The 23,461-nt window shown below is 43.5% G+C and carries 17 protein-coding genes; 1 reads left to right on the top strand and 16 read right to left on the bottom strand.

Annotated elements, in window-relative coordinates; translation table 11 throughout:
* Nucleotides 1-102: 102 nt before the first annotated feature.
* The 9 genes from U2P91_RS04720 to rfbD form a co-directional block, all read right to left on the bottom strand.
* Nucleotides 103-2,073 (bottom strand): GBS Bsp-like repeat-containing protein, encoded by a 1,971-nt coding sequence (locus U2P91_RS04720; protein WP_322519160.1) that lies wholly within the window; start codon nucleotides 2,071-2,073, stop codon nucleotides 103-105.
* Between the two features lie 98 nt (nucleotides 2,074-2,171).
* Entirely contained in the window at nucleotides 2,172-5,006 is a 2,835-nt protein-coding gene (locus tag U2P91_RS04725) for a GBS Bsp-like repeat-containing protein (protein ID WP_322519161.1), read from the bottom strand.
* A gap of 116 nt (nucleotides 5,007-5,122) precedes the next feature.
* Nucleotides 5,123-7,333, bottom strand: coding sequence for a glycosyltransferase family 2 protein (locus U2P91_RS04730; protein ID WP_111888335.1), 2,211 nt, complete (start codon nucleotides 7,331-7,333; stop codon nucleotides 5,123-5,125).
* A 15-nt stretch (nucleotides 7,334-7,348) separates the two neighbouring features.
* Nucleotides 7,349-8,551, bottom strand: coding sequence for an ABC transporter ATP-binding protein (locus U2P91_RS04735; protein WP_322519162.1), 1,203 nt, complete (start codon nucleotides 8,549-8,551; stop codon nucleotides 7,349-7,351).
* A 33-nt stretch (nucleotides 8,552-8,584) separates the two neighbouring features.
* On the bottom strand, nucleotides 8,585-9,373 hold the full coding sequence (locus U2P91_RS04740; RefSeq protein ID WP_322519163.1) for an ABC transporter permease: 789 nt from the start codon (nucleotides 9,371-9,373) through the stop codon (nucleotides 8,585-8,587).
* 89 nt (nucleotides 9,374-9,462) lie between these two features.
* Entirely contained in the window at nucleotides 9,463-10,566 is a 1,104-nt protein-coding gene (gene rfbB, locus U2P91_RS04745) for a dTDP-glucose 4,6-dehydratase (RefSeq protein WP_111888337.1), read from the bottom strand.
* A gap of 46 nt (nucleotides 10,567-10,612) precedes the next feature.
* A complete protein-coding gene (gene rfbC / locus U2P91_RS04750; RefSeq protein WP_111888338.1) occupies nucleotides 10,613-11,179 on the bottom strand; it encodes a dTDP-4-dehydrorhamnose 3,5-epimerase in 567 nt (188 codons plus the stop codon).
* A gap of 8 nt (nucleotides 11,180-11,187) precedes the next feature.
* Nucleotides 11,188-12,057 carry a glucose-1-phosphate thymidylyltransferase RfbA gene (rfbA, locus tag U2P91_RS04755; RefSeq protein WP_111888339.1) on the bottom strand — a complete coding sequence of 290 codons (870 nt, stop codon included), beginning with the start codon at nucleotides 12,055-12,057 and terminating at the stop codon, nucleotides 11,188-11,190.
* Nucleotides 12,058-12,165: 108 nt separating this feature from the next.
* Nucleotides 12,166-13,023 (bottom strand): dTDP-4-dehydrorhamnose reductase, encoded by an 858-nt coding sequence (gene rfbD, locus U2P91_RS04760; RefSeq protein ID WP_322519164.1) that lies wholly within the window; start codon nucleotides 13,021-13,023, stop codon nucleotides 12,166-12,168.
* A 280-nt stretch (nucleotides 13,024-13,303) separates the two neighbouring features.
* Between rfbD and U2P91_RS04765 the strand changes: the two genes are divergently transcribed.
* Nucleotides 13,304-14,842, top strand: a complete 1,539-nt coding sequence (locus U2P91_RS04765; RefSeq protein ID WP_322519165.1) for an LCP family protein — start codon at nucleotides 13,304-13,306, stop codon at nucleotides 14,840-14,842.
* Nucleotides 14,843-14,949: 107 nt separating this feature from the next.
* On the opposite strand, the gene U2P91_RS04770 is transcribed toward U2P91_RS04765, so the two are convergent.
* From U2P91_RS04770 to atpA, 7 genes are all read right to left on the bottom strand, one after another.
* Entirely contained in the window at nucleotides 14,950-16,653 is a 1,704-nt protein-coding gene (locus tag U2P91_RS04770; protein ID WP_322519166.1) for a phospho-sugar mutase, read from the bottom strand.
* Nucleotides 16,654-16,727: 74 nt separating this feature from the next.
* Nucleotides 16,728-17,603 (bottom strand): UTP--glucose-1-phosphate uridylyltransferase GalU, encoded by an 876-nt coding sequence (gene galU / locus U2P91_RS04775; protein WP_322519167.1) that lies wholly within the window; start codon nucleotides 17,601-17,603, stop codon nucleotides 16,728-16,730.
* Nucleotide 17,604: 1 nt separating this feature from the next.
* Complete coding sequence (locus U2P91_RS04780) at nucleotides 17,605-18,936, bottom strand: UDP-glucose/GDP-mannose dehydrogenase family protein (RefSeq protein ID WP_322519168.1); 1,332 nt, start codon at nucleotides 18,934-18,936, stop codon at nucleotides 17,605-17,607.
* Nucleotides 18,937-19,131: 195 nt separating this feature from the next.
* The gene (atpC, locus tag U2P91_RS04785; RefSeq protein WP_111888345.1) at nucleotides 19,132-19,533 is read right to left on the bottom strand and encodes an ATP synthase F1 subunit epsilon; all 402 of its coding nucleotides are present in this window, start codon (nucleotides 19,531-19,533) and stop codon (nucleotides 19,132-19,134) included.
* A gap of 15 nt (nucleotides 19,534-19,548) precedes the next feature.
* Entirely contained in the window at nucleotides 19,549-20,949 is a 1,401-nt protein-coding gene (gene atpD / locus U2P91_RS04790; protein ID WP_111888346.1) for a F0F1 ATP synthase subunit beta, read from the bottom strand.
* Between the two features lie 82 nt (nucleotides 20,950-21,031).
* Nucleotides 21,032-21,922, bottom strand: coding sequence for an ATP synthase F1 subunit gamma (atpG, locus tag U2P91_RS04795; RefSeq protein WP_111888347.1), 891 nt, complete (start codon nucleotides 21,920-21,922; stop codon nucleotides 21,032-21,034).
* Nucleotides 21,923-21,945: 23 nt separating this feature from the next.
* Nucleotides 21,946-23,454, bottom strand: a complete 1,509-nt coding sequence (gene atpA / locus U2P91_RS04800; RefSeq protein WP_111888348.1) for a F0F1 ATP synthase subunit alpha — start codon at nucleotides 23,452-23,454, stop codon at nucleotides 21,946-21,948.
* Nucleotides 23,455-23,461 lie beyond the last annotated feature (7 nt).

The following is a 23,461-nucleotide window of genomic DNA, read 5'->3' on the forward strand; positions in this document are numbered from 1 at the left end:
TCCGCCTTATTATAACACAGGATGTTCTTTTACTAAACAAAAAGCGACCAGGAACCTTCTCCCAGTCGCTTTTCTTAGTCATTCATTAATTTTAGTAATTTATTAATTTGCGTTGCTGTAGGGATTATGGAAATCAATCCATATTTCCGGATCGACGCAAGCGTCATCCGCATTGGCAATGGCCCCAAAATGAAGGTGCGGTCCATAGACATTGTCGGCGTATTTATCCTTAGCAATATATCCCGACCCGCCAACCGATCCAATTTTCTGACCCTTGCTTACCGATTGGCCTACGCCCACATGGATCTCCTGTAAATGTCCATAAAAGAAGGAAACACTTTCACCATAACGATCGGTCGTGCGGATTCTGACATAGCGTCCGTATCCCATAAAATAGCCGGCTTTTTCAACCACGCCATCTCCGACCGCATAACAGGGTGCGTAATAAGGTGCCGGAACATCAATGCCTTCGTGGATATCCCCCCATCTTGGCCCAAACCAGTCGGTTGGGTCAGCAGCGTTTGGTTTATAATTTTTATCGACGGGATAATGATAAAAACCATAAATCGTGGCCGTATTCTGTAGAATCTTCTTGCTCGATTCTTTCAGAAAGACGAGTTTGCCATTTTTATCCGCCAGGTAGGCGTGCGATATAAACGCGTCAACAATAATATTATAGTTTCGCAAATTAATGCTCGCTTCCCAGGTATGATTGCCAATATAGGTTGCCTGTTCCCAGCGTACATCATCTTGTCCATTTGAACAACTCCAGGTCGGAAATATGATGCTCGCGACACCGTTTTCATTTCCGACATTTTTAATCCGCACCTTAAATGTATTGTTGAGCACCGCATTATCATATTCAATAGTCGGGTTTAAAACCGGCATGCTAAATTCGGAATTACTAAACGCTATGCTCTCTCCCCTTGTTCCCTTTAGGTAGGCGTGAACAACAAAGACGCCCGTTTCAAACCCATGGCTTTCAATATCAACATAAGTATAAAACTCACCATCAGAACCCAATTCACCCTCATACCATTTTAGTTCATCCTGCCCATTTCGATTTGACCACACGGCAAAGGAGACACTTTTTACACCACTTTTGCCTTTGCAATTTTTAGTCATAATCGCAAATTTTGAAATATTCTTATCCTGTGCAACTTTAATTTCTAAAGGTTCGGCTAAAAACGGATTGGTTATCACCTGCTCCACAGATCCGCTGTATTTTTGTTGCCCATCTTTATTTTTCACATAGGCATGGGTAATAAAGGTATCATAACTCTGCTTGTAATTCGGGATCGAAATGGTCGCTTCCCAGGTGTCATTGCCCACATAGGTCGCCGTTTCCCAACGGATGTCATCGTGTCCATTCACCTCACTCCAGGTCGGAAAGCTCACCCCGGTAACGCCCTGAGGATTACGCACATCCGTTATTTGGACCTTATAGGCATTGTTTGAGACTTCCCCGACTGTGATTGAGGGTTTTGGCGTTTCCAGACTTTGGGTATTCACATAGGTTTTAATCACATCCCCGGTCAGTCCATAGATATAGGTGTGGATATGATACTCGCCGGTTTCAAATCCGTGGTCTTTACTATCCACCGTCACGCTATATTCACCCTGATTATTTTTTATTCCCTGATACCAACGGATATCATCCTGACCATTTCGCTCTGACCAAATCGGAAACATAACCTTACCGATCCCCGTTTTTCCCGCATATCCAAGCGTGCTGATGGTAAAGCCGGTCTTGCTTTCTGAGACTTGCGAAACAGTGACGCTTATATTGCTAAAATCAAGGGCCGTTGTCAAAATATCTTTGGGCTCCGCAACTGTTGTTTTTTCATCGATTGCGGATGAATCCGCATCCAGAGGCTCTGAATCCGACCGGTTTTCAGGTACTTCTTCTGCTTCCGTGTCTTCTTTTAACAACTCCTGTTCGGTGTCAGATAGTTCTGGTGCCATCGTCACTTGATTAACAGGTTCTGGCGATTCCTCAGCCAAAATTTGTCCTGGCCAAAAAAGTAAACTAATCAGTCCAATAACAGCCAATGACCTTATTTTTCTCTTCACTTCCGGCATCCTCATTTCTTATAATTTCAAAAAACAGAGCCAAACTGTTTTGGCTCTGTTTCAGAATTAAAACGCATTCAAATTAAACTTCTTCATCATTAAAACTTTTTCATAATCGTTTTAACCTTACCGGCATAGGTCAGATCAGCTGCCCAGGTTCCTGCCAGTTCTTCAACTGAAAGGGCTTTTAAACGAAGGGAATTATTCCATCGTGGATCAACATTGGTTTGATTTAACGCCGCACTGCTGGCATAGCATTTTAAGTGCTGGACATGACCGCGGATTCCGGTTTGAAGCCCAGTACTGTTGCTGCCATAAGCCGCTGCAAAATCAAATCCCGGTACGCCTCCACCAGTCGCGCCCAGCCCGGCAAAATTGAATTGGGTCACTTTAACGTCACCACCAAATTGCAGATTACCAGTTTCTAGCATCGCCTGGGCGAAGGCGACCTCGGCGCGAACGCCTTCAGCATTGCATTCCTGAATGTAAAGCGCCACAAATTTTTCCAGATTAACGCCCAGATCATTGTAATGCTGCGGGTACACACTTCCGGTACTCTTATAATAGGCCACCAGTTGCGCCGCGCTCACGGTGGTTGCCCCCATAATCGGGGTTTCCACATAGCGGACACTCACTGAGGTGTTGCCCAGAAATACCGAACGACCATCCGCTTCAACCCCATAGGCATGAAGTGAGTAGGTTCCACTATCGCCCTTATGGTTTTTGGCATCAATCATCGCCTGATAACTACCATCACTTTGTTTCGTGGCGGTGTACCATTTGATATCATCCTGGCCACCAACATCACTCCAGGTTGGAATCTGTATACTCGTGATTCCATTAGGAGCAGTAATGCCGCTAACCGTTGCCGTAATAATATTTTCCGTTACTGTCGCCGCAACTGTTGATGCCGACATCGGAGTTGTCGCCACACTTGCTGCGGTATTACCTAAAAAGGTCATCTTCTCATTATTGTCGATTCCATAAACATGAATACTATAGGCTCCGCCTGAATAGTTATGATCTTTAATATCAATGGTCACACTGTAGCTACCATCACTTTGTTTGGTGGCGGTGTACCGTTTGATATCATCCTGTCCACCGACATCACTCCAGATCGGGACCGTAATTGACTTAATCCCACTAGGTGCCTTGATTCCTTTAATGGTCGTTGTGATTTTGTTGCCGGACGCACTTGCGGTCACACTCGTTGCTGTCATCGGCTCAACGGTCACATTTACCGTCGTTGCACCGATAAATGTCATCTTGCCATTGGTATCTTTACCATAAGCGTGGATGTTATAGATCCCACCATCGAAGTTATGATCCTTGATGTCAACGGTCACCTTATAACTGCCATCGCTTTGTTTAGTAGTGGTATACCATTTGATGTCATCCTGACCGCCATTTTCACTCCAGATTGGGATTGTCATATCTGAAATTCCATTTGGCGCCGTGATCCCTTTAACCGTTGTGGTGATTTTACTGCCCGATACCGTTCCGACTAAACTGGTCGCTTTCATTGTATCAACTTTAACAGTTGCCGTTGTGCTGCCCAGGAAAGTCATCTTCTTATAGCTGTCCGTTCCATAGGCGTGAATATTATAGTTGCCACCATCGTAATTATGATCTTTAATGTCGATGACAACCTTGTAACTGTCATCACTTTGCTTGGTCGCATTGTACCACTTGAGATCGTCCTGTCCGCCGGTCTCGCTCCAGACGGGGATCGACATTGAGGTGATGCCATTGGGTGCTATTATCCCTTTTACTGTTGCTGTTATGGTATTACCAGAGACGGTGCCGGTTACACTGGTTGCCGTCATTTTTTCCTGAACTGATGCTGTAACATTGGCATTTGTGTTTCCGAGTAAGGTGTACTTACCATATGAATCCACGCCATAACAATGCAATTGGTAATTGCCGCTTTCGTAACCATGATCTTTAACATCGATAGTTGCGCTGTAGCTGCCATCGCTTTGTTTGGTCGCGGTGTACCATTTTAAATCGTCCTGTCCACCCTCATCACTCCAGGTTGGAATATAAATAACCTGCAAACCATTGGGTGCTGAGACACCTTTAACCGTTGCTGTGATTTTATCGCCGCTAACAGTGGCCGTAAAACCGGTGGCTGTCATCGGTGTTGTTGAGGCTGCAAAAAGTTCGCTAACACTGATTAGAACCTGGTCAGCCATCTTTTGTTGGTTGGCTCCATCAGCTAACTTCAATGATTCGGCATTGTTGGATATAAAGCCCGCTTCAATCAATACTGAAGGCATGCTTGTTTTGCGGGTAATCGCGTCATCCCGTTCAATAATCTGATTTCGACTGGGAACATGAGTCAGACTCGCCTTGAAATTTGTATTGAGATTATTGGCCAGCTCTTTTGACATTATCGCAATCGCAGGTGGCGTTGCATCCAGATCTGCCAGCGAACCATCGCCCCATAATCCCGCCTTTTGATAAATCCCATTGTTATCAACTGTTGGGTGATAACTGCTCCAATAAAATTCATAACCGCTGGCCGTTGCTCCCCCAGAGTTATGATGAATACTAATTAGCAAATCCGCATTAATTTCATTTGCTTTATTGCAGATGGTTGTCGAAAACGATGAATAAGCCGGAGCACTTGAAAACAAGGTCGGTAACCCGGGATTCCCGGGAACCGGATGGCTCAACATGGCGTTATAGCCGCTCGCTCTAAGGGTTGAAACAATCTTGATTGCCAACGCATTATTCAGATCAACCTCGCGAATCCCGGTATTGCCGTTCACCGCCCCAGAATCAACCCCATCTAAATGCCCGGGGTTAATGATGATGGTGGTGCTTGCCGCATTAACAGTCAGGCTAAAATATGAAAAGAAAGTAAACAAGATGAGGATACCTACCCCCACTAGCGCTACTTGCTTTCTTCTTTTTTTAATTGACTCCATTATTCTCCTCCTTTCTTAAAATTATTGCCTGCTGTCATTAACCTTATAGATGTCACGATAATATCACAACTATTTTACATCGTCAATTTATTCGTTACATCTTATGAACGCTTAAGTTAAATCTCATTCTCTTCATCTTCTTTGGTTTTTCCCCTTACATAACCAACGATATCAACACTGATTGCGTAGTTGCCATCAACGCGTGTTAAATTTCGATTATAATAGGGGTCATTCTTGATATACTTTAACCAGTGATCTTTCATATATTTAATCTCACTGTTGAAGCGTTTGTATTTCGTATAAGTATCCTCGGCCCCCCGCGATTTTGACTCGTAGTGGTAAAGCTCGACATTATGAAGCCAGACATTAAATTTGCCCAGTTCATAAAGTTTAAGGCACAGATCAACATCATTAAAGGCTACCGTCAATTTTTCTTCAAAACCATTAACCCGGTCAAAATCTTCCCGTTTTACCATCATACAGGCCGCCGTCACCGAGGTGTAGTTATTGGTGGTGACCAGTTTACCAAAATAGCCATAATCGCCCCGGGGATAGCCCACATGGCCATGTCCGGCGACGCCGCCCATCCCCAGTAAAACACCGGCATGCTGGATGGTATTATCGGGATAATAAAGTTTTGCACCGACTGCACCAACATGTTCCTGCTGCGCCAGGCTGACCATCCGTTTCATCCAGCCTTTAGTGATCACGGTGATATCATTATTCAGAAACAGTAGGTACTCACCCTTTGATTCCTTAACGGCCAAGTTATTGATTTGCGAAAAGTTGAAGGGGATATCAATCCGTACCACCTTAAACTGATCTTTGTATTTCTTGGTAAAGTATTCAAATAATTTAAACGTTTCTTCTTTTTCGCTGCCATTATCGGCAACGACGATTTCAAAATTTTGATAGATTGTTTTTTCATAAATCGACTCAATACAGGCTTTTAAATCCGCGGCATTATCCCGGGTTGGAATAATCACCGACACTAAACCGTTATTTACAATTTCATACGCGATTGTATAAACCCCGGGAAACGCCCCGTGAGTAACCGTCCCTTTGATCCCCCGTCTTTCCAGAGCATCTTCTAGCGACTTAAGTCCCGCTTCGAAGGCATATCCTTTTGATTCCGGATTGACTGCTGTAGAATTACTAATCATCCGCCAGTGATATAAGATCTTCTGGATATGGAAGATCTTATCGGTTTTCTCGGTGAATCGCAGTACCAGATCATAATCCTGGGCCCCTTCATAGCCTTTTCTGAAGCCGCCGATTTCATCGATAATGGTTTTGCGGTAAACCCCAAAGTGGCAGATGTAATTGGTCGCCAGTAAGATATCCGGTGCCCAGTCGGTTTTAAAAAATGGCTGGCTTCGTTTATTATCTTCACTTAGCTTATCTTCATCACTATAAATCAGATCCGCTTCCGGATGATCATTAAGTAATTTAACCACCTCATACAAGGCAAATTCGGCTAAGGTATCATCATTATCCAAAAGCCCCACAAATTCGCCCGTGGCAATGGCCAGAGCTGAATTTGATGCTTCTGAAATATGGCCATTTTCTTCCCGGTAAATCACCTTGATGCGGGAATCGAGCATTTTAAATTCTTCCAGCAAGGGTTTAATGTGAGCATCACTGGAGCAATCATCAGCGATACATAATTCCCAGTTTTGATAATATTGGTTGCGAACCGAATCAACACAGGCTCTGAGCCATTTTTCTTCTACATTATATACCGGCATAACAATCGATACCTTAGGTTTATAGGAAAATTTTTTAATTTCTTCGATGGCCTTTTTGGGGTCATAATCTTCATGGACATCAATCCAGAAATCATAGTTTTCCTGATTTTTATATTTTAGTTCAAACTTTATTTTGCGGATCGTGTTTTTTAGTCCATTGCGACTAAAGTATCCCACTGTTCGGGTTGTAATACCAACTAGTCGTTTGGCATTAAACAGATTGGGCTGTTTTAGATAATCATAATTCTTTTTTAAATTAATCGGAACAATGCGGATGTTGTTTTCATCCGTTAATTTGAGTTTTAGTTTTTGGCCATAGGTTTTTTCATCAAACTCTATAATAAAGCCAATCTTGGCATCATCAGGCAGGGCATATTTATTGTTGACGTCAATTCTGAAATCCCGTTTGAATTGAACGCCCGTCGCTTCTCGTCCCAGTAAATACAATTCGACCGGTTCTTTGGTTTTTGTATTAAAGGCCCATCCCTGAACGGTTGCACATTGACTCGCTTCATCTTTGACTATTTTGTCGATAAAATATTTTATTTCTTCCTGTTCAATAACTGATTTCTTCTCCATCCCAATAACCTTTCTCTAATCCTTTATTATTTCCCATTGATGTTCCATATGAACCAGGCCTTCGGTGAAATAATCGGCCACAACCGAAATCACAAAGGCCGCTGTTTCATAGTCCAGATTAACAATGCTTTTATTTGCAAAAAGCCCGATATCAACCTCATATTTCCCGCCCAGAAGCGGTAACCGCGGCACCACATAACGGACCCGATGGATTCCCTTTGTTTTGGGAATCTTAACCTCATCCAAATGGGTGTTCGGACCAAAGATATACTGACGGTCAATGGTATAAAAGGCCACTCCCACCAGCGGTTCGCTTTTTACATCATCATACAGCTCGTATTCAATCTCGACACTAAAATCATCAAAGGTCGTGAGGGTTTCAGTGTTACAACTGACGGCGGTAATTTTCCCCAGATGGGCATCGATTTCCATTTTTTCAGCCATTGGGTTCCCTTCTTCAAGGGCTTTCTGTTCCATGGCTTCTTTTAGCATTTCGCTTTCATACATATCAATGACGTGGGTAACGTCATCAAACATCCGCATTTCGCCCTGATCAATCCAGACCCCTTTGGTGCAAAAGCGTTTGATTTGTTCCAGGGTATGAGACACAAAGAGCACCGTTTTTCCCGATGCTTTAAACTCTTCCATTTTATTAATGCATTTAATCTGGAATTTCGCGTCTCCGACGGCCAGCACCTCATCCACAATTAAAATTTCCGGGTCCACATTGATGGCGGTAGCAAAGGCCAGCCGGGCAAACATTCCACTGGAATAGGTTTTAACCGGCTGATAAATGTACTCGCCAATTTGGGCAAAATTGACGATATCATCCAATCGTTCATCCATTTCTTCCTGACTATAGCCCATGATCAGACCATTGGCATAGATATTCTCGATGCCGGTGTATTCCGGGTTGAACCCGGTTCCCAGCTCCAACAATGCCGATACCTTCCCGTCAACATAAACCTCGCCCTTACTTTGGGTCAAAACGCCAGAAATAATTTTGAGCAGGGTTGACTTTCCTGATCCATTTTTACCCACAATTCCAATCGATTCACCTTTTTTAATTTCGAGATTGATATTATTAAGGGCATAAAACTTTTGATGGTATTCTTTTTTCTTAATCAGGCTCATCGACTCTTTTAAGCGATCCATCGGCCGTTTATATAGTTGGTAAATCTTTGTCACTTCTTCTATTTTTATTGCCACATCTGACATAATTTCCTCCACTGATCCGTGATCAACATTTCTCTATAAAACATCAGCAAAATGCGGTCTTAACCTTCGATACACAGCAATTCCGACTAGCAGCAGTACAAATGAAAACCCCCAGAAATATGCGGTCATGACCGGATGCTCCCAGAACCAGCCCGTTCCAAAAAAGCTCTCCCGGTATCCCTGGACAATATAATATAAAGGGTTTAATTTCATAATCCATAATAGCTTTTCAGGATATGTTTCAACAGGCACTACAATTGGCGTTCCCCAGAACAAAACCTGCATCCCCACATTAATAAATTGCAGAATATCAGTGAAAAATGGTTGTAGTGAAGCCGTTATCCATGTTAATCCAGTTAAAAAAACAATTAAACATAATAAATAATACCCAATTTGTAAAAAGTGAGGTGTCAATGAATGACCGTAAATAAGTAACATCACGATAGCAAAACAAATAAAGAAAATATGCGTATATAATGATGATATTATTTTAACGGTTGGCAGAATTTTGATATTGAAGGTTACCTTTTTAACCAGATAGCTGTATTCACGAAAACAATTCGTTCCATTCACAAAACACTCTGAAAAGAAAAACCAGACAATGATACCGGTGATGAGATATAAAATAAAAGGAACCCCCCCTGTAGGAGGTGATTTTAATCCCACACCAAACACAAACCAATACACCGCAATGTTAACCGTTGGCTGAATAAACGCCCACATAATACCTAAAAAAGACCCCGCATACCGGGACTTAAAATCGTTGATCGAAAATTTCCGGATCAGTTTCCGATTTGCATACAAATCTCTAATATAATCCATTAAATCTTTAAACAAGTACAAAACAGACACCTCATTCTTATTCTTAAATGAAAAAGCACAAAAACTGTGCTTTTTCTTTTGCAGCTATTCTACTTTTTTGAGTACATCTTTTCATAATACTGCTGATAGTCACCAGATTTTACCTGTTCTAACCATTCCTGATTATTTAAATACCATTTTATGGTTTCCGCAATCCCCTCTTCAAAGGTGTAGGACGGTTCCCAACCCAGCTCCGTGGTGATTTTTGAATTATCAATGGCATAGCGACGATCATGGCCCAATCGATCCTCAACATAGGTAATCAGATCTTTACTGATTTTTGAACCGTCATTATCAATGGCATATTTGCCGGAGCGCAGCATTTCACCGACATCCTCAATAATTAAATTGACAATGTCGATATTGGCTTTTTCGTTGTTTCCGCCAATGTTATAAACCTCACCAGCCATCCCTTTTTCAAGGATGGTATCAATGCCACTGCAATGATCTTTGACGTGCAGCCAGTCTCTGATCTGCATCCCATCACCATAAACCGGCAAACTTTTTAAAGCTACCACATTGGAAATCATCAGCGGAATCAGTTTTTCGGGAAAATGGTAAGGTCCGTAATTATTAGAGCAGCGGCTGATGGTAACGGGCAGTTTAAAGGTTTGTCCATAGGAACGCACCAGTAAATCCGCACTGGCCTTGGAGGCTGAGTAAGGACTGTTCGGGGCGATCGGGGTCACTTCAGTGAACATGCCCGTTTTTCCCAGAGCGCCATACACCTCATCGGTGGATACCTGATGGTAGCGAACGCCATCCCGATAGGTCGGATAGCCATTGTCATCTTTGCCGGTTTGCCAGTGAAATTTTGCCTCATCCAAGAGAACCAGGGTTCCCATCACATTAGACTTAATAAAAATTTCCGGATCTTCAATACTCCGATCAACGTGCGATTCGGCGGCAAAGTTCACCACCGTATCAAAATCATACTGATCAAAAAGATCCGCAATAAAAGGCCGATCGACAATATCCCCTTTGGCAAAAACGTAATTGGGATTGCCTTCAACATCTGCTAAATTTTCCAGATTTCCGGCGTAGGTTAGCACATCCACATTAACTATCTTATAATCCGGGTGCGAATTGAGCATATATTTTACAAAGTTTGAGCCGATAAATCCAGCCCCTCCGGTGATTAATATTGTTTTCATGATTACTCCATTTCTTTTATTACAAATTCTCTATATTTAGATGCTACTACTCAAATCTTAAGGTATCACTGATTTCACTTAGAAAGGGAAGCTGGCCGTCTTTTTCAGAAAGCAGCACTTCCGAGATGGTTTCAAGGGGCCATTTAATTCCGACTTCCGGGTCATTCCAGCGAATCCCGCCATCGTATTCCGGGGCATATAAATTGGTGCATTTATAATTAAACACCGCTTCCTCTGAGACGACTAAAAATCCGTGCGCAAAGCCTTCCGGAATATAAAACATGGTCTTGTTTTCTTCTGTTAACAGCACTCCCGCCCATTGTCCATAGGTCGGTGATCCATTTCGCAGATCGACGGCGACATCATAAACCTCGCCTCTTGTAGCCCGAACCAGTTTTCCCTGGGAAAATTTAGTCTGAAAATGAAGTCCCCGCAACACGCCCTGGCAGGATTTGGACTCATTGTCCTGAACAAACCGCATCGTTAAACCCGCTTTGTGAAATTCTTCCTCGTTGTAGGTTTCCATAAAGTATCCACGATGATCACCGAAAACAGACGGCTCAATGATCACCAATCCGTCAATTTTAGTTTTTATTACCTTTATCTTTGCCATAATACCGCCTACTTACCCTTAGCACATTGGATCAGATACTGGCCGTAAGCCGTTTTCTTTAGCGGTTCTGCCAATTTTAAAAGCTGATCTTGATCGATGAAATCGCGCAAATAAGCAATCTCTTCAATACAGGCGACATAAAGACCCTGTCTTTTCTGGATCGTCTCCACAAAATTGGAGGCTTCAATCAAGCTATCATGCGTTCCAGTATCAAGCCAGGCCATGCCTCGGCCAAACAATTCCACCTTTAAATTGCCCTGTTTTAAATAGATTTCATTAACCGTGGTAATTTCCAGTTCCCCTCTTTCCGAAGGTTTAATATTTTTAGCAATTTCAACGACCGTGTTATCATAAAAATAAAGGCCCGGCACTGCAAAATTAGATTTTGGATTCTCGGGTTTTTCTTCAATCGAAAGCACTTTTCCGTCGTTCGCAAACTCAACTACCCCATAGCGCTGTGGATCAGTTACCGGGTAACCAAAGATCACGGCCCCGCTTTGAAGTTCCGCCGCTTTTCTGATGGTGTCCGTAAAGCCGTGGCCATAGAAAATATTATCACCTAATACAAGGGCAACATTATCATCCCCAATAAATTTCTCACCAATAATAAAAGCCTCAGCCAAACCATTGGGGGCATCCTGCACTTCGTAGGAAAAATTTAACCCCAATTCTTCCCCTGAACCAAATAACCGTTCAAACATGGGTAGATCGTGGGGTGTGGAAATAATTAAAATATCTTTAATCCCAGCCAACATCAAAGTTGCCAATGGATAATAAATCATCGGTTTGTCATAAATCGGCAGCAACTGTTTGGACACCGCCCGGGTGATTGGATAAAGTCGTGTGCCGGAACCTCCGGCTAAAATAATACCTTTCATCATTGCCTCTTCTCTTGTAAATTATTTACGCATTGCAGGCTACTGCCAGCTTTGATATGGGACCACATCAAAACTGGCACTACCTTTTATATTACTATTTTAAAACGATTAGTTTAGATTTTTTAAATATTCTGCCAGGGAAACCTGCCAGGGTCTGAAATGATTCATGTTCAAATCATTTAAAGCCTTGTTTTCAAGCACGGAGTATTTAGGACGTGGCGCTGGTCTAACAAATTGCTCAGAGGTTACTGGTTCTACTGCAACCTTGATTCCCGACAACCTGAAAATTTCGACGGCAAAGTCGTACCAACTACATTGTCCTTCGCAGGTGCCATGATAGGTACCGTAATGATCAGTCTGCATTAAATCAATAATCGCTGCTGCCAGATCGACGGTGCTGGTGGGTGAACCAACCTGGTCATTGACAACGGTCAGTTTGGGGTGCTTTGACGCCAGCTCCAACATGGTCTTGACAAAATTATTACCATCACCATAGAGCCAGGCGGTCCGAATGACAAAATATTTAGGCGTTGTTTCTACAACCGCTTTTTCTCCCGCCGCTTTGCTCTCACCATAAACTGTTTTAGGATCGATTGGATCAGCCTCCACATAGGGCCGCAGTACGCCGTTTAATGAAATCCCGCCGCCGTCAAAAACATAATCGGTGGAAACCTGTACCAGAACAATATCCTGATCCCGGGCGATTTCTGCCAAAGATTTTGGGCCTGCGGCATTAATGGCCATGGCCAGCTCTTTCTGAGTTTCACAACCGTCGACATTGGTCAGTGCCCCGCAATTGACAATCACCGTCGGCTGCTCTTTAGCAATGATCACCGTCATTTTTTCTTTATCGGTAATGTCAAATTCAGGAATATCATACCCAACATGGTCAATCTTTTTTTGCTTGAGCTGCCGGGTTAATTCCCGTCCCAGTTGCCCATTGGAACCTGTTAATAATACTTTCATATTTCACCTTATTTCATCGTTCTTTTAAGTATTTATTTATTCTGATACCTAGCATTTTTTAAGCTGTAACCCATAAAAATTCATTGTCATTATACTTTATATCCCTCGAAAAGTCTATTTTTTTCTAGATTCTTTCAGCTTTTTAAGATTATCCAAATCCGCTAAAACGATCTTTTTGAAGCAATATTTGATTCCACCCGATAATTCAATGTTTTTTTAAGCATATCTATGTTATTATTGAGTGATATGATTTTAGCTCGTGAATCGAAAGGAATCTTTAATGAAAAAGAAAGTAATTTTAGTCATCCTATTTTTGATTGTCTCACTAATAGGCACCGGACTTGTATATGGTTTTAATACCCTTAGTCAAATCAATGAAATGGTGGCCGAACCAAAAATGAATGAGGCCGAATTAAAAGTTAACAATGATCTTGATATTGAAACGATAAATATCGCTGTTTTTGGTGTCGACGGACGCAGCGACATTGATGGAGATCGATCCGATACCATTATGATCCTCTCCATGGATTTCAGAAATGGAAACATTAAGGTTACTTCGGTGATGCGTGACTTACTCGTTCAAATCCCCGAAACCAAGGATACCTACGAAAGTTTCGATAAGATAAACGCCTCCTATGCCTACGGCGGACCTGAGCTGGCTGTTAAGACCCTTAATGAGAATTTTGATTTAAACATCAAGGATTATGTGGTTGTCAATTTTGATGCCATGGTCGATACGGTTGATGCCATCGGCGGGGTCGAAGTCAATGTCCTAAATGAAGATGTTCTCGAATGGACCAATAAGTATATTGATGATGTCAACGATAAGGTTGGCAAGGCGGATCCCTATCTGAAAACAACCGGTGTTCAGACCATAACCGGTGTTCAGGCTCTGGCCTATGCCAGAAACCGTTATAGTGATGATGATTTCCATCGTACCGAACGGCAGCGGGAGGTTGTTGGCCAAATCGCCGACAAAGCCTTTAATATCGATGTGGCCACCGGCATCAGTTTATTAAGTAAGGTTTATCCTTACATTAAAACCACCCTCTCAATCAGCGAGCTTACCACCTATGCTAAAGCCTTTTTAGAATCTCCAGACAAACAATTTTTGGAGTTCCGGCTTCCCACCGATGCCCATGTAACGACCGCCATGATCAATAGCGTCTCTTATGTGGTGCCGACCAGTCTAGCCGATAATGTCATTGCCCTCCACGCCTTTATCTATGGGCCGGCCCAAACAACAACTGACACGACCAACGGGAGTTCAACCGCTACAACAGACAGCACCGATACCGATGGCACCTCAAACGGCAACCGGACGAATGTGACCAGCCCCGTTACCAATTCAGATTCAAGTGCGACCGATAGCACTACCGGAACGACTTCCGGCTCGGCGTCAAGCACCTATAAGGCCTATGTCCCATCCGATCGGGTACAGAAAATAAGCGATGCCATCGCCTACTACGCCGGCAGTAGTTCATCGTCTTCCTACAGTGAACCCACCTCAAGCGAAAGCGACAGCGATTATTCTTATACTGATAATTCGTCCAATTCAAGCACTGAATCCTCAGGCTCATCCGGAAGTTCTGATACCTCGGATTCTTCCAGTACGGATAACAGTTCGTCTGATTCAAACTCCAGCTCAGGGTCAGACTCCAGCTCAGGGTCAGACTCCAGCTCAGGGTCAGACTCCAGCTCAGGATCTGATTCCGACTCCGATTCCAGCTCGGGGTCTGATTCCGGTTCAGACTCTAGCTCAGGATCAGACTCCAGCTCAGGTTTAGATACTGAAGTCGAGAGCGAAGCCAGCGATTAATTTTTACGATTTATACCGAATGACCTTTCCCCTCATAAACAAAAGGGCATCATTTCTGCTTGCAGAAATGATGCCCTTTTTATCAGCCCACATCGAATCATTTTTTTCTAAACTTCGATTAAAGCGGTTACCTGTTTTTTTAACAATTCTTTTTTTGCCACTGCCTCATCGCCGGTTTTTCCGGTTACCGAGAAGTAAACTTTAAGCTTTGGTTCTGTCCCCGAGGGGCGCAAGGCAAACCAGGAGTAATCATCAAAAACAAATTTCAGCACATTCGATCGAGGCAGATCAATTTCAGCTTTTTCCCCTGAAACCACATCATTGCTCACTCCCGCTTGATAATCATTAAAGGCGATCAGCTTGGCATCTGCAAAACCGGGGAAACTGACCTTTCGGAACTTTTCCATGATTTCGGTGATTTTCATTTTTCCCTCAATCCCCTCAAGCGTCAAGGCGACCACATCTTCAATGAAATAACCATGTTTCTCATATAAAGCGTTCAGAGCTTCGTAAAGCGTCTTCCCCTGTTTCTTATAATAAGCCGTCATCTCACAAATGAGAGCCGATGCTACCACGGCGTCCTTATCCCGGGCATAGTTTCCCGCCAGATAGCCATAACTCTCTTCATATCCAAAGGCAAAGGTATAGTCGCCGGTTTTCTCAAAATCGGTCATGCATTCGCCAATATATTTAAAGCCGGTCAGCACATCAAGCACTGCCGCGCCATGCGATTTTGCCACAATCCCGCCCAGTTCACTGGTAACAATTGTTTTAATGACAACCTTATTCTCAGGCAGACTTTTTCGTGTTTTCAGGTAATAATCGACCAGTAAAGCACCGGTTTGATTGCCGGTGAGAATCTCAAACGCGCCTTGGGGATTCCGGCCAACCACTCCCACCCGATCGCCATCGGGATCGGTTCCAATAATGATATCCGCATTTTTTTCTTCGGCCAGTGCTATTGCCAACGAAAACACCGCCGGATCTTCGGGATTTGGGTAAGGAGCAGTAGTAAAGTCACCATCCGGCAACTCCTGTTCAGGAACAACAAATACCTGCTGATAACCCAGCTCTGTTAATACCCGACGAACTGGGGTGTTCCCGGCTCCATGAAGCGGCGTATAGACCACCTTTATTCCACTGTCTGGACTAGGGTAACAAATGGCAGCAACGGCATCTGTAAAGGCATTGTCCATTTTTTCGCCCACCATCATGATAATTTTCTGATTGAGGCCTTCCGCCAAAGACATTATCGGAATATCAAAAACATCCTGAATTTTCCCGATTTCTGCGATTAAAGCATCTGCTGAAGCCGTTACCATCTGCCCACCGTCCGGCCCATAAACCTTATAGCCGTTGTATTCTTTGGGATTATGGGATGCAGTAATAACAATACCACCGGCGGCTTTTAATTCCCGCACTGCAAAAGACAGTTCCGGAGTCGGCCGTAACTCTTCAAAAAGATAGGCCACAACGCCCATTTTACCCAGTACTCCTGCTGCTGTTTCGGCAAATTTTCGGGAGTTATGCCGCGAGTCGTAGGCAATGACCACACCCTTTTCCCAATTCTGAATGTCCTGACGGAGCAGATATTTCCCTAATCCATAGGTTACCTTTGCGACGGTATAAATATTCATCCGATTATTGCCGGCGCCCATTTTCCCCCGCATTCCGCCGGTTCCAAATTCCAAATCGGTGTAAAAGCGATCTTCAATTTCTTTTTCATCGGTAATGGCTTCCAGCTCCGACCAAAGTTCACAATCCAGTTCCGGCTGGTCTAGCCAGTTTTTATATGCTCTTTTATAATCCATTAGTTTCCCTTTCTCCAATCCTTTTGGGGTGATCACACATAATCGAACCGCCCCTAACGATTAGCATTGGCTGTTTATTTCGTGTTTAACAGGCTTTCTAAGTACATTTTAAAGTCACTCCCCAGCTTGTCATCCCGCAAACCATACTCAACGGTAGCCTGTAGAAAGCCAAGCTTGTCGCCCACATCGTAACGTTTACCAATAAAATCATAGGCAAACATTTTTTCGATGGTTGCCAGGGTTTTGAGCCCGTCAGTGAGTTGAATTTCCCCTCCGGCGCCCTTACCGGTGTGCTCCAGCACCTCAAATATTCCCGGGGTGATGATGTACCGCCCTAAAATTGCCATGGTCGATGGCGCTGTACCGATGGCCGGTTTTTCAACCAGATCATTGACCTGATAGACCCGATTCCCAACAGCATCTCCGGAAACGATACCATATTTATTGACCTGGTCCAAAGCGACCTGTTGTACTCCGATGACTGACGCCCCATAAGTATTATAGATGTCAACCATTTGTTTGAGTGCCGGGTTTTTATCATTATAAACAATATCATCCCCCAGTACCACTGCAAAGGGTTCGTCTCCCACAAATTCTTTGGCGCAAAGCACCGCATGTCCCAAACCTTTGGCTTCTTTTTGACGCACTGAAAAGATTTTTGCCATGTTCGTAATCGCTTCGACTTGCTCTAGCGCTGCGGTTTTCCCCCCGGCTTTTAACAACGCTTCCAGTTCTGGCACCTGATCAAAATGGTTGATGATGCTTTCTTTATTCCGTCCATTGATAATCAATATTTCTTCAATGCCCGATGCAACAATTTCTTCAATAATATATTGGATCGTGGGTTTATCCACAATCGGTAGCATTTCTTTGGGTATCGACTTGGTGATCGGTAAAAACCGGGTGCCCAGTCCTGCTGCCGGAATAACCGCTTTACGCACTTTTTTCATCTTATTTTATCTCCTTTTCTGGAATCCCCAGACCTGAATAAACAAAGCCTTTTGGCGGATCTTCACCAAACAGATTTCTGAAATCAAAGAAAAAGCGATCCTTCATGACGCTCAAAACCCGCTCATGATCCATTCCTTTAAATTCCCGCCAGCTGGTGATGAGTACCAGGGCATCAGCTTTCTCGGCGGCATCATAGACATCATGACAGTAGGTAATTTCATCCTTTTCGTTGTGTAATCGCCACTTGGCTTCCTGGCTTCCTTCGGGACAGTAAATTCTTATTTTAGCGCCACCAGTAACCAGGCCCTTAATGATATTAATCGACGGCGCTTCCCGCATGTCGGTGGTTTCCGGTTTGTAAGAAAGACCTAAAATGCCAATTGTTTTTCCTTCCAGATTACCCAAAACCCGTTTAATTTTCTCCACCATTTTGTTCTTTTGTTTTTCATTGGCGAGAATCGCACCCTTGAGCACCATGAAGTCCTCGCCATAGGCTCTGGCAATTTCAACGAGAGCCTTCGAATCTTTGGGTAAGTCACTGCCACCATAACCGGGACCCGCTTCTAAAAAGCCTGGCCCAATCCGCTCGTCCCGACCCATACCATTGGAAACGTCAATGATATTGGCATTGGCATTCTCACAAAGTAAAGCCAACTCATTGATAAAGGAAAGTTTCGTCGCCAGAAAGGCATTCACCCCGTATTTAATCATTTCCGCACTTTGGGGATCGGTAATTACATAATTTTCTTCTCTGACATGAAGGGTATCATATAGCCTTTTTAAGCGTTCTACCGCCTCCAGAGAATCCGATCCGATCACAACCATATCCGGCACCAGACAATCCTTGATCATGGAACCCTTTCGGGCAAAATCCGGATTACTGATGACATCAAAGGGAATCTCAACCTCTCGGTCGTCCAGGGCTTTTTTAATGGTTTGTTGTATGATCTGACAGGTACCGGGGGGAACAGTTGACTTAATCACCACTGTTACATAGGACTCCATATGACTACCGATGCTTTGGGCTATCGGTTTCATAAACCGGAGATCGGGAAAATCACGATCATCCGTCGGCACTTCGCAGGTAATAAAAATGATTTCGCTTTTTTTGATGGCGTTTCGAATATTTGAACTAAAACACAATCGGCCAGTCGATACTGAAGTCGAAACCAACGCCTTTAACCCTGGCTCATAAACAGGCAATTCGCCTTCATTAAGCATATCGATTGTTTCTTCATCTGTGTCAATGCAGCTAATATTGACGTCCGAATCTGATAAAACAGAACCATAGGTAATTCCCAGAATGCCCAGTCCGATAATACAAATATTCATTCCTTATCCTCCGTTTACGATGGTTTTTTTATTGATGATACTCTTTATTTGATTTTTTGCTTCATCGATTGACAAATAAAATTCCTTATTTTTCAACTTAAATTATAGCACAGAACAAGGGTCTTTAAAACTAGCAACCCGATAAAAGCACAAAAAGAAAGCCGGGATTCTAGACGAATCCCGGCTTTCTTTTTGTTATAATTCTTTTTTTGTATTAATACGCGCAATTGCTCTTTTCAAGGCAACTTGAGCTCGGGCGGTATCGTATTTCTCATCTTGAATACGCTTAAGTGCCCGTTCTTTTGCTTCTTCTGCCCGTTTAAGATCAATTTCTTCCGGCCATTCAGCCGCATCGGTTAAAATAATCGTCTCTCTGGGATTAATGGTGGCAACGCCTCCTAAAAGGGTGCCGCATTTTTTCTTCTTATCCGCAAAAATAATATTAAAGGTACCAATAGCCACGGTGGTAGTCAGCGGTGTATGCTCTGCCAGCACAGCCAATTCACCTTCTGATCCCCGGATGACAATACGCTCAATATCATCGTCAAAAAAAATCCCAGTCGGAGCAATGATTTTTAATCTGAACGTTTCAGCCATTAAAACTCACCTCAACTAACCTTTAATTTTTTTTGCTTTTACAATTGCATCTTCAATGGTTCCCACCAATAAGAAGGCATTCTCTGGTAAATCATCATGTTTTCCTTCAAGGATTTCTTTGAAGCCCTTAATGGTTTCACCAATTGTTACATATACACCCGATGTACCGGTAAATTGTTCTGCAACATGAAACGGCTGAGAAAGGAAACGTTCAATTTTACGGGCCCGGGTTACTGTTACTTTATCGGCGTCAGACAATTCGTCCATCCCCAAAATGGCAATAATATCCTGTAACTCTTTATACCGTTGTAAAATTTCCTGAACTTCACGGGCTGTTTCGTAGTGTTCCTGACCTACTATTTTGGGATCAAGAATACGCGACGTCGAATCCAGTGGATCCACCGCGGGATAAATACCTTTTTCTGTAATCGCCCGGTTAAGTACCGTGGTGGCATCCAGATGGGCAAAGGTCGTCGCAGGCGCAGGGTCCGTTAAGTCATCGGCAGGTACATAAACAGCCTGAACCGATGTAATAGATCCCTTGCTGGTGGATGTAATCCGTTCCTGCAACGCACCCATTTCGGTCGCCAGGGTCGGTTGGTAACCAACCGCACTCGGCATCCGGCCAAGCAGTGCCGACACTTCAGAACCCGCCTGGGTAAATCTAAAAATATTATCGATGAACAGCAGAACGTCCTGACCTTCATCGTCCCGGAAATATTCAGCCATGGTCAAACCGGCCAGAGCAATACGCATTCTGGCTCCTGGCGGTTCATTCATCTGACCAAAACAAAGGGATGTTTTATCGATAACCCCAGACTCCATCATTTCGTAGTAAAGGTCATTTCCTTCACGGGTACGTTCACCAACACCAGCAAAAACAGATAAACCACCATGCTGGGTTGCAATATTATTAATTAATTCCTGAATTAGTACAGTCTTACCAACACCGGCACCACCGAAGAGACCAATTTTACCTCCGCGAACGTAAGGACAGATCAAGTCAACAACCTTGATTCCGGTTTCAAACATTTCTGGTTGTGTTTGTTGTTCTTCAAAACTTGGTGGATGACGATGGATTGGGTGCATGGTCACACCGGTTGTATCAAAGGGTTTCCCATCAATGGGTTCACCCAAAACGTTAAACATTCTGCCAAGGGTTGCTTTCCCTACTGGCACTTGAATCGCTGCTCCGGTATCCACAGCTTCCTGGTTTCTAACCAGACCATCTGTCGAGTCCATCGCAATACATCTGACAATATCATCCCCAAGTTGTTGAGCTACCTCAACTACCAGGGTATGTCCATTGAGTTCAATATTTACAGCATTGTTCAATTTTGGCAGTTTGTCTTTTTGAAATTTGATATCGACAACTGGACCAATAACCTGAACAACCTTCCCTATATTTTGGGCCATTCCCTATAACCTCCTTGTGCAAATTAATTTGCACTCATAATTTTCTGTCCCGGCAGGAATTGTGATCCTGCTTTATGCATTTTTATCTCAGTGCTTCCGCTCCGCCGACAATTTCAGAAATTTCCTGAGTAATCGCCGCCTGACGGACACGGTTGTATTTAAGTGTTAAACCATCAATCATCTCATTAGCATTAGTCGTCGCCGATTCCATCGCGGTTCGACGGGCCCCTTGTTCACTGGCAGCACTTTCGATCATTGAACCATAAACCGTACTACTGACAAAATTGGGAATCAAAAGACCGAGCAGTTCTTCCGGTTCCGGTTCATAAGCCATAATCGTCAATTCTGAATCGATCACGGCCACTTCTCCGGCTCCGTCTTTTTCTTCCGGTTTTAAGTCTTCAGCACTAATCGGAAGCAGTTTCATCAACTGTGCATGCTGAGCGATTGTTGAAACAAATTTAGTATAGGCTATATATACTTCATCATAATCGCCATTTTTAAAACCTTCCATTACAACCCCTGTGATTTCTTTTGCATTAAAAAACGTGGGTCGTTCGGAAATTCCAAGATATTCACCCTGGATGTCATAATAACGGTTTCTGAAATGATCGCGGCCACGGGAACCCACCGTATAAATAACAGCATCTTCTTTATTGGCAACATGATCTTCAACCAATTTGGCAACATTCACATTATAGCCACCGGCTAATCCTTTATCCCCAGTTATGACGATATAGGCAACTTTTTTGACTTCACGCTGCTTCATGTAGATATTTCGTGTATTTCCGCTTTTCTCGACAATGCGTCCCATACTTTCAATCATGGCCTCAAAATAAGGGCGACGGCCTTCGGCAAGCTCACGACTTTTTCGCAACTTTGCTGAAGCCACCAATTCCATGGCATGGGTGATTTGCTTGGTACTGTTTACACTTTTTATCCGACGTTTAATATCTTGTACATTTTCTGCCACTCGAAATCACCTCCGCTGACAATCTATACAGATTTACTGAAAACTTTTTTATAAGCCTCAATACATTCTCCAAAAGCTGCGACAACCTCATCTGAAAGGCCGTCCTTCCCTTTAACCTTGATCATAATTTCAGGGTAATTCTTTTGAGCATATTTCATTAGACCTTTTTCAAATTCACGGATATTTTTTACTTCAACGTCCAGCAGGAAGCCGTTCGTTGCCGCAAAAAGAATCAATACCTGTTCTTCAACTTTCATCGGGTCATATTGATCCTGTTTCAGGATTTCAACGATCCGTTCGCCTTTAGCCAACTGGGCTTTGGTCGCATCGTCAAGATCTGATCCAAACTGGGCAAAAGATGCCAACTCCCGATACTGAGCATACTCAATACGAAGCGGTCCGGCAACCTTTTTCATGGCTTTAATCTGAGCGGATCCCCCAACTCGGGATACCGAGATACCAGGGTTAACTGCTGGACGAATACCAGAACGGAAAAGTTCACCTTCAAGGAAGATCTGACCATCTGTAATCGAGATTACATTGGTTGGGATATAGGCCGAAACGTCACCTGCCTGGGTTTCAATGATTGGCAGCGCGGTAATGGATCCACCTGCTTTAAGCTTAGCCGCACGTTCAAGAAGTCGTGAATGCAAATAGAAAACATCCCCTGGATAAGCTTCACGACCTGGCGGACGACGCAGAATCAGGGACATGGCTCGGTAAGCTACCGCATGTTTTGATAAATCATCATAAATAATCAGCACATCTTTTTGTTGTTCATTCATGAAATATTCAGCCATGGTAACTCCAGCGTATGGTGCTAAATATTGCAGTGGTGCCAATTGGGCAGCCCCAGCTGAAAGAATAATGGTATAGTCCATGGCATTATTTTCTTCCAATTGTCCAACGATCTGGGCAACGGTTGATTCTTTTTGGCCAATGGCGACATAAATACAGATAACATCTTCACCTTTTTGGTTAATGATGGTATCAATCGCTAATGCTGTTTTCCCGGTTTGTCTGTCGCCAATGATCAACTCACGTTGTCCACGTCCGATGGGGATCATCGAATCAATCGCTTTGTACCCGGTTTGAATCGGCTGATTAACTGATTCACGTTCAATAACACCCGGTGCTTTAACTTCAACGGGACGACGGAAATCTGTGTTAATCGGGCCTTTCCCATCAATTGGAAAACCCAACGCATTAACAACTCGGCCAATCATGGCGTCGCCGACTGGTACTTCCACAATACGACCGGTACACCGAACGATATCACCTTCAACGATGTCATCATCATAACCAAGAAGAACACAACCAACATTGTCTTCTTCAAGATTGAGTACCATCCCGTAAACCTCGTTAGGGAAAGCTAAAAGCTCGCCTGCCATAGCATTTTCAAGACCATGAACACGGGCAACCCCGTCTCCAACTTGAATGACCGTACCGACATCGACGACTTCAAGCTTATCTTCATAACGCTCAATTTCATTTTTAATAATTTGACTTATTTCCTCTGGTCGGAGATTCAACTTTACT

This window comes from Acetobacterium sp. K1/6, from assembly GCF_034438075.1.
Lineage (GTDB): Bacteria > Bacillota > Clostridia > Eubacteriales > Eubacteriaceae > Acetobacterium > Acetobacterium carbinolicum.

Excerpts from the sequence above, each read along its gene's own strand:
- U2P91_RS04770 (WP_322519166.1), bottom strand. The coding sequence starts at position 16,653 with ATGGATTATAAAAGAGCATATAAAAACTGGCTAGACCAGCCGGAACTG.
- U2P91_RS04765 (WP_322519165.1), top strand. The coding sequence starts at position 13,304 with ATGAAAAAGAAAGTAATTTTAGTCATCCTATTTTTGATTGTCTCACTA.
- rfbC (WP_111888338.1), bottom strand. The coding sequence starts at position 11,179 with ATGGCAAAGATAAAGGTAATAAAAACTAAAATTGACGGATTGGTGATC.
- U2P91_RS04730 (WP_111888335.1), bottom strand. The coding sequence starts at position 7,333 with ATGGAGAAGAAATCAGTTATTGAACAGGAAGAAATAAAATATTTTATC.
- U2P91_RS04780 (WP_322519168.1), bottom strand. The coding sequence starts at position 18,936 with ATGAATATTTGTATTATCGGACTGGGCATTCTGGGAATTACCTATGGT.
- U2P91_RS04725 (WP_322519161.1), bottom strand. The coding sequence starts at position 5,006 with ATGGAGTCAATTAAAAAAAGAAGAAAGCAAGTAGCGCTAGTGGGGGTA.
- atpC (WP_111888345.1), bottom strand. The coding sequence starts at position 19,533 with ATGGCTGAAACGTTCAGATTAAAAATCATTGCTCCGACTGGGATTTTT.
- U2P91_RS04740 (WP_322519163.1), bottom strand. The coding sequence starts at position 9,373 with ATGGATTATATTAGAGATTTGTATGCAAATCGGAAACTGATCCGGAAA.
- rfbB (WP_111888337.1), bottom strand. The coding sequence starts at position 10,566 with ATGAAAACAATATTAATCACCGGAGGGGCTGGATTTATCGGCTCAAAC.
- U2P91_RS04735 (WP_322519162.1), bottom strand. The coding sequence starts at position 8,551 with ATGTCAGATGTGGCAATAAAAATAGAAGAAGTGACAAAGATTTACCAA.
- rfbA (WP_111888339.1), bottom strand. The coding sequence starts at position 12,057 with ATGAAAGGTATTATTTTAGCCGGAGGTTCCGGCACACGACTTTATCCA.
- galU (WP_322519167.1), bottom strand. The coding sequence starts at position 17,603 with ATGAAAAAAGTGCGTAAAGCGGTTATTCCGGCAGCAGGACTGGGCACC.
- rfbD (WP_322519164.1), bottom strand. The coding sequence starts at position 13,023 with ATGAAAGTATTATTAACAGGTTCCAATGGGCAACTGGGACGGGAATTA.
- atpD (WP_111888346.1), bottom strand. The coding sequence starts at position 20,949 with ATGGCCCAAAATATAGGGAAGGTTGTTCAGGTTATTGGTCCAGTTGTC.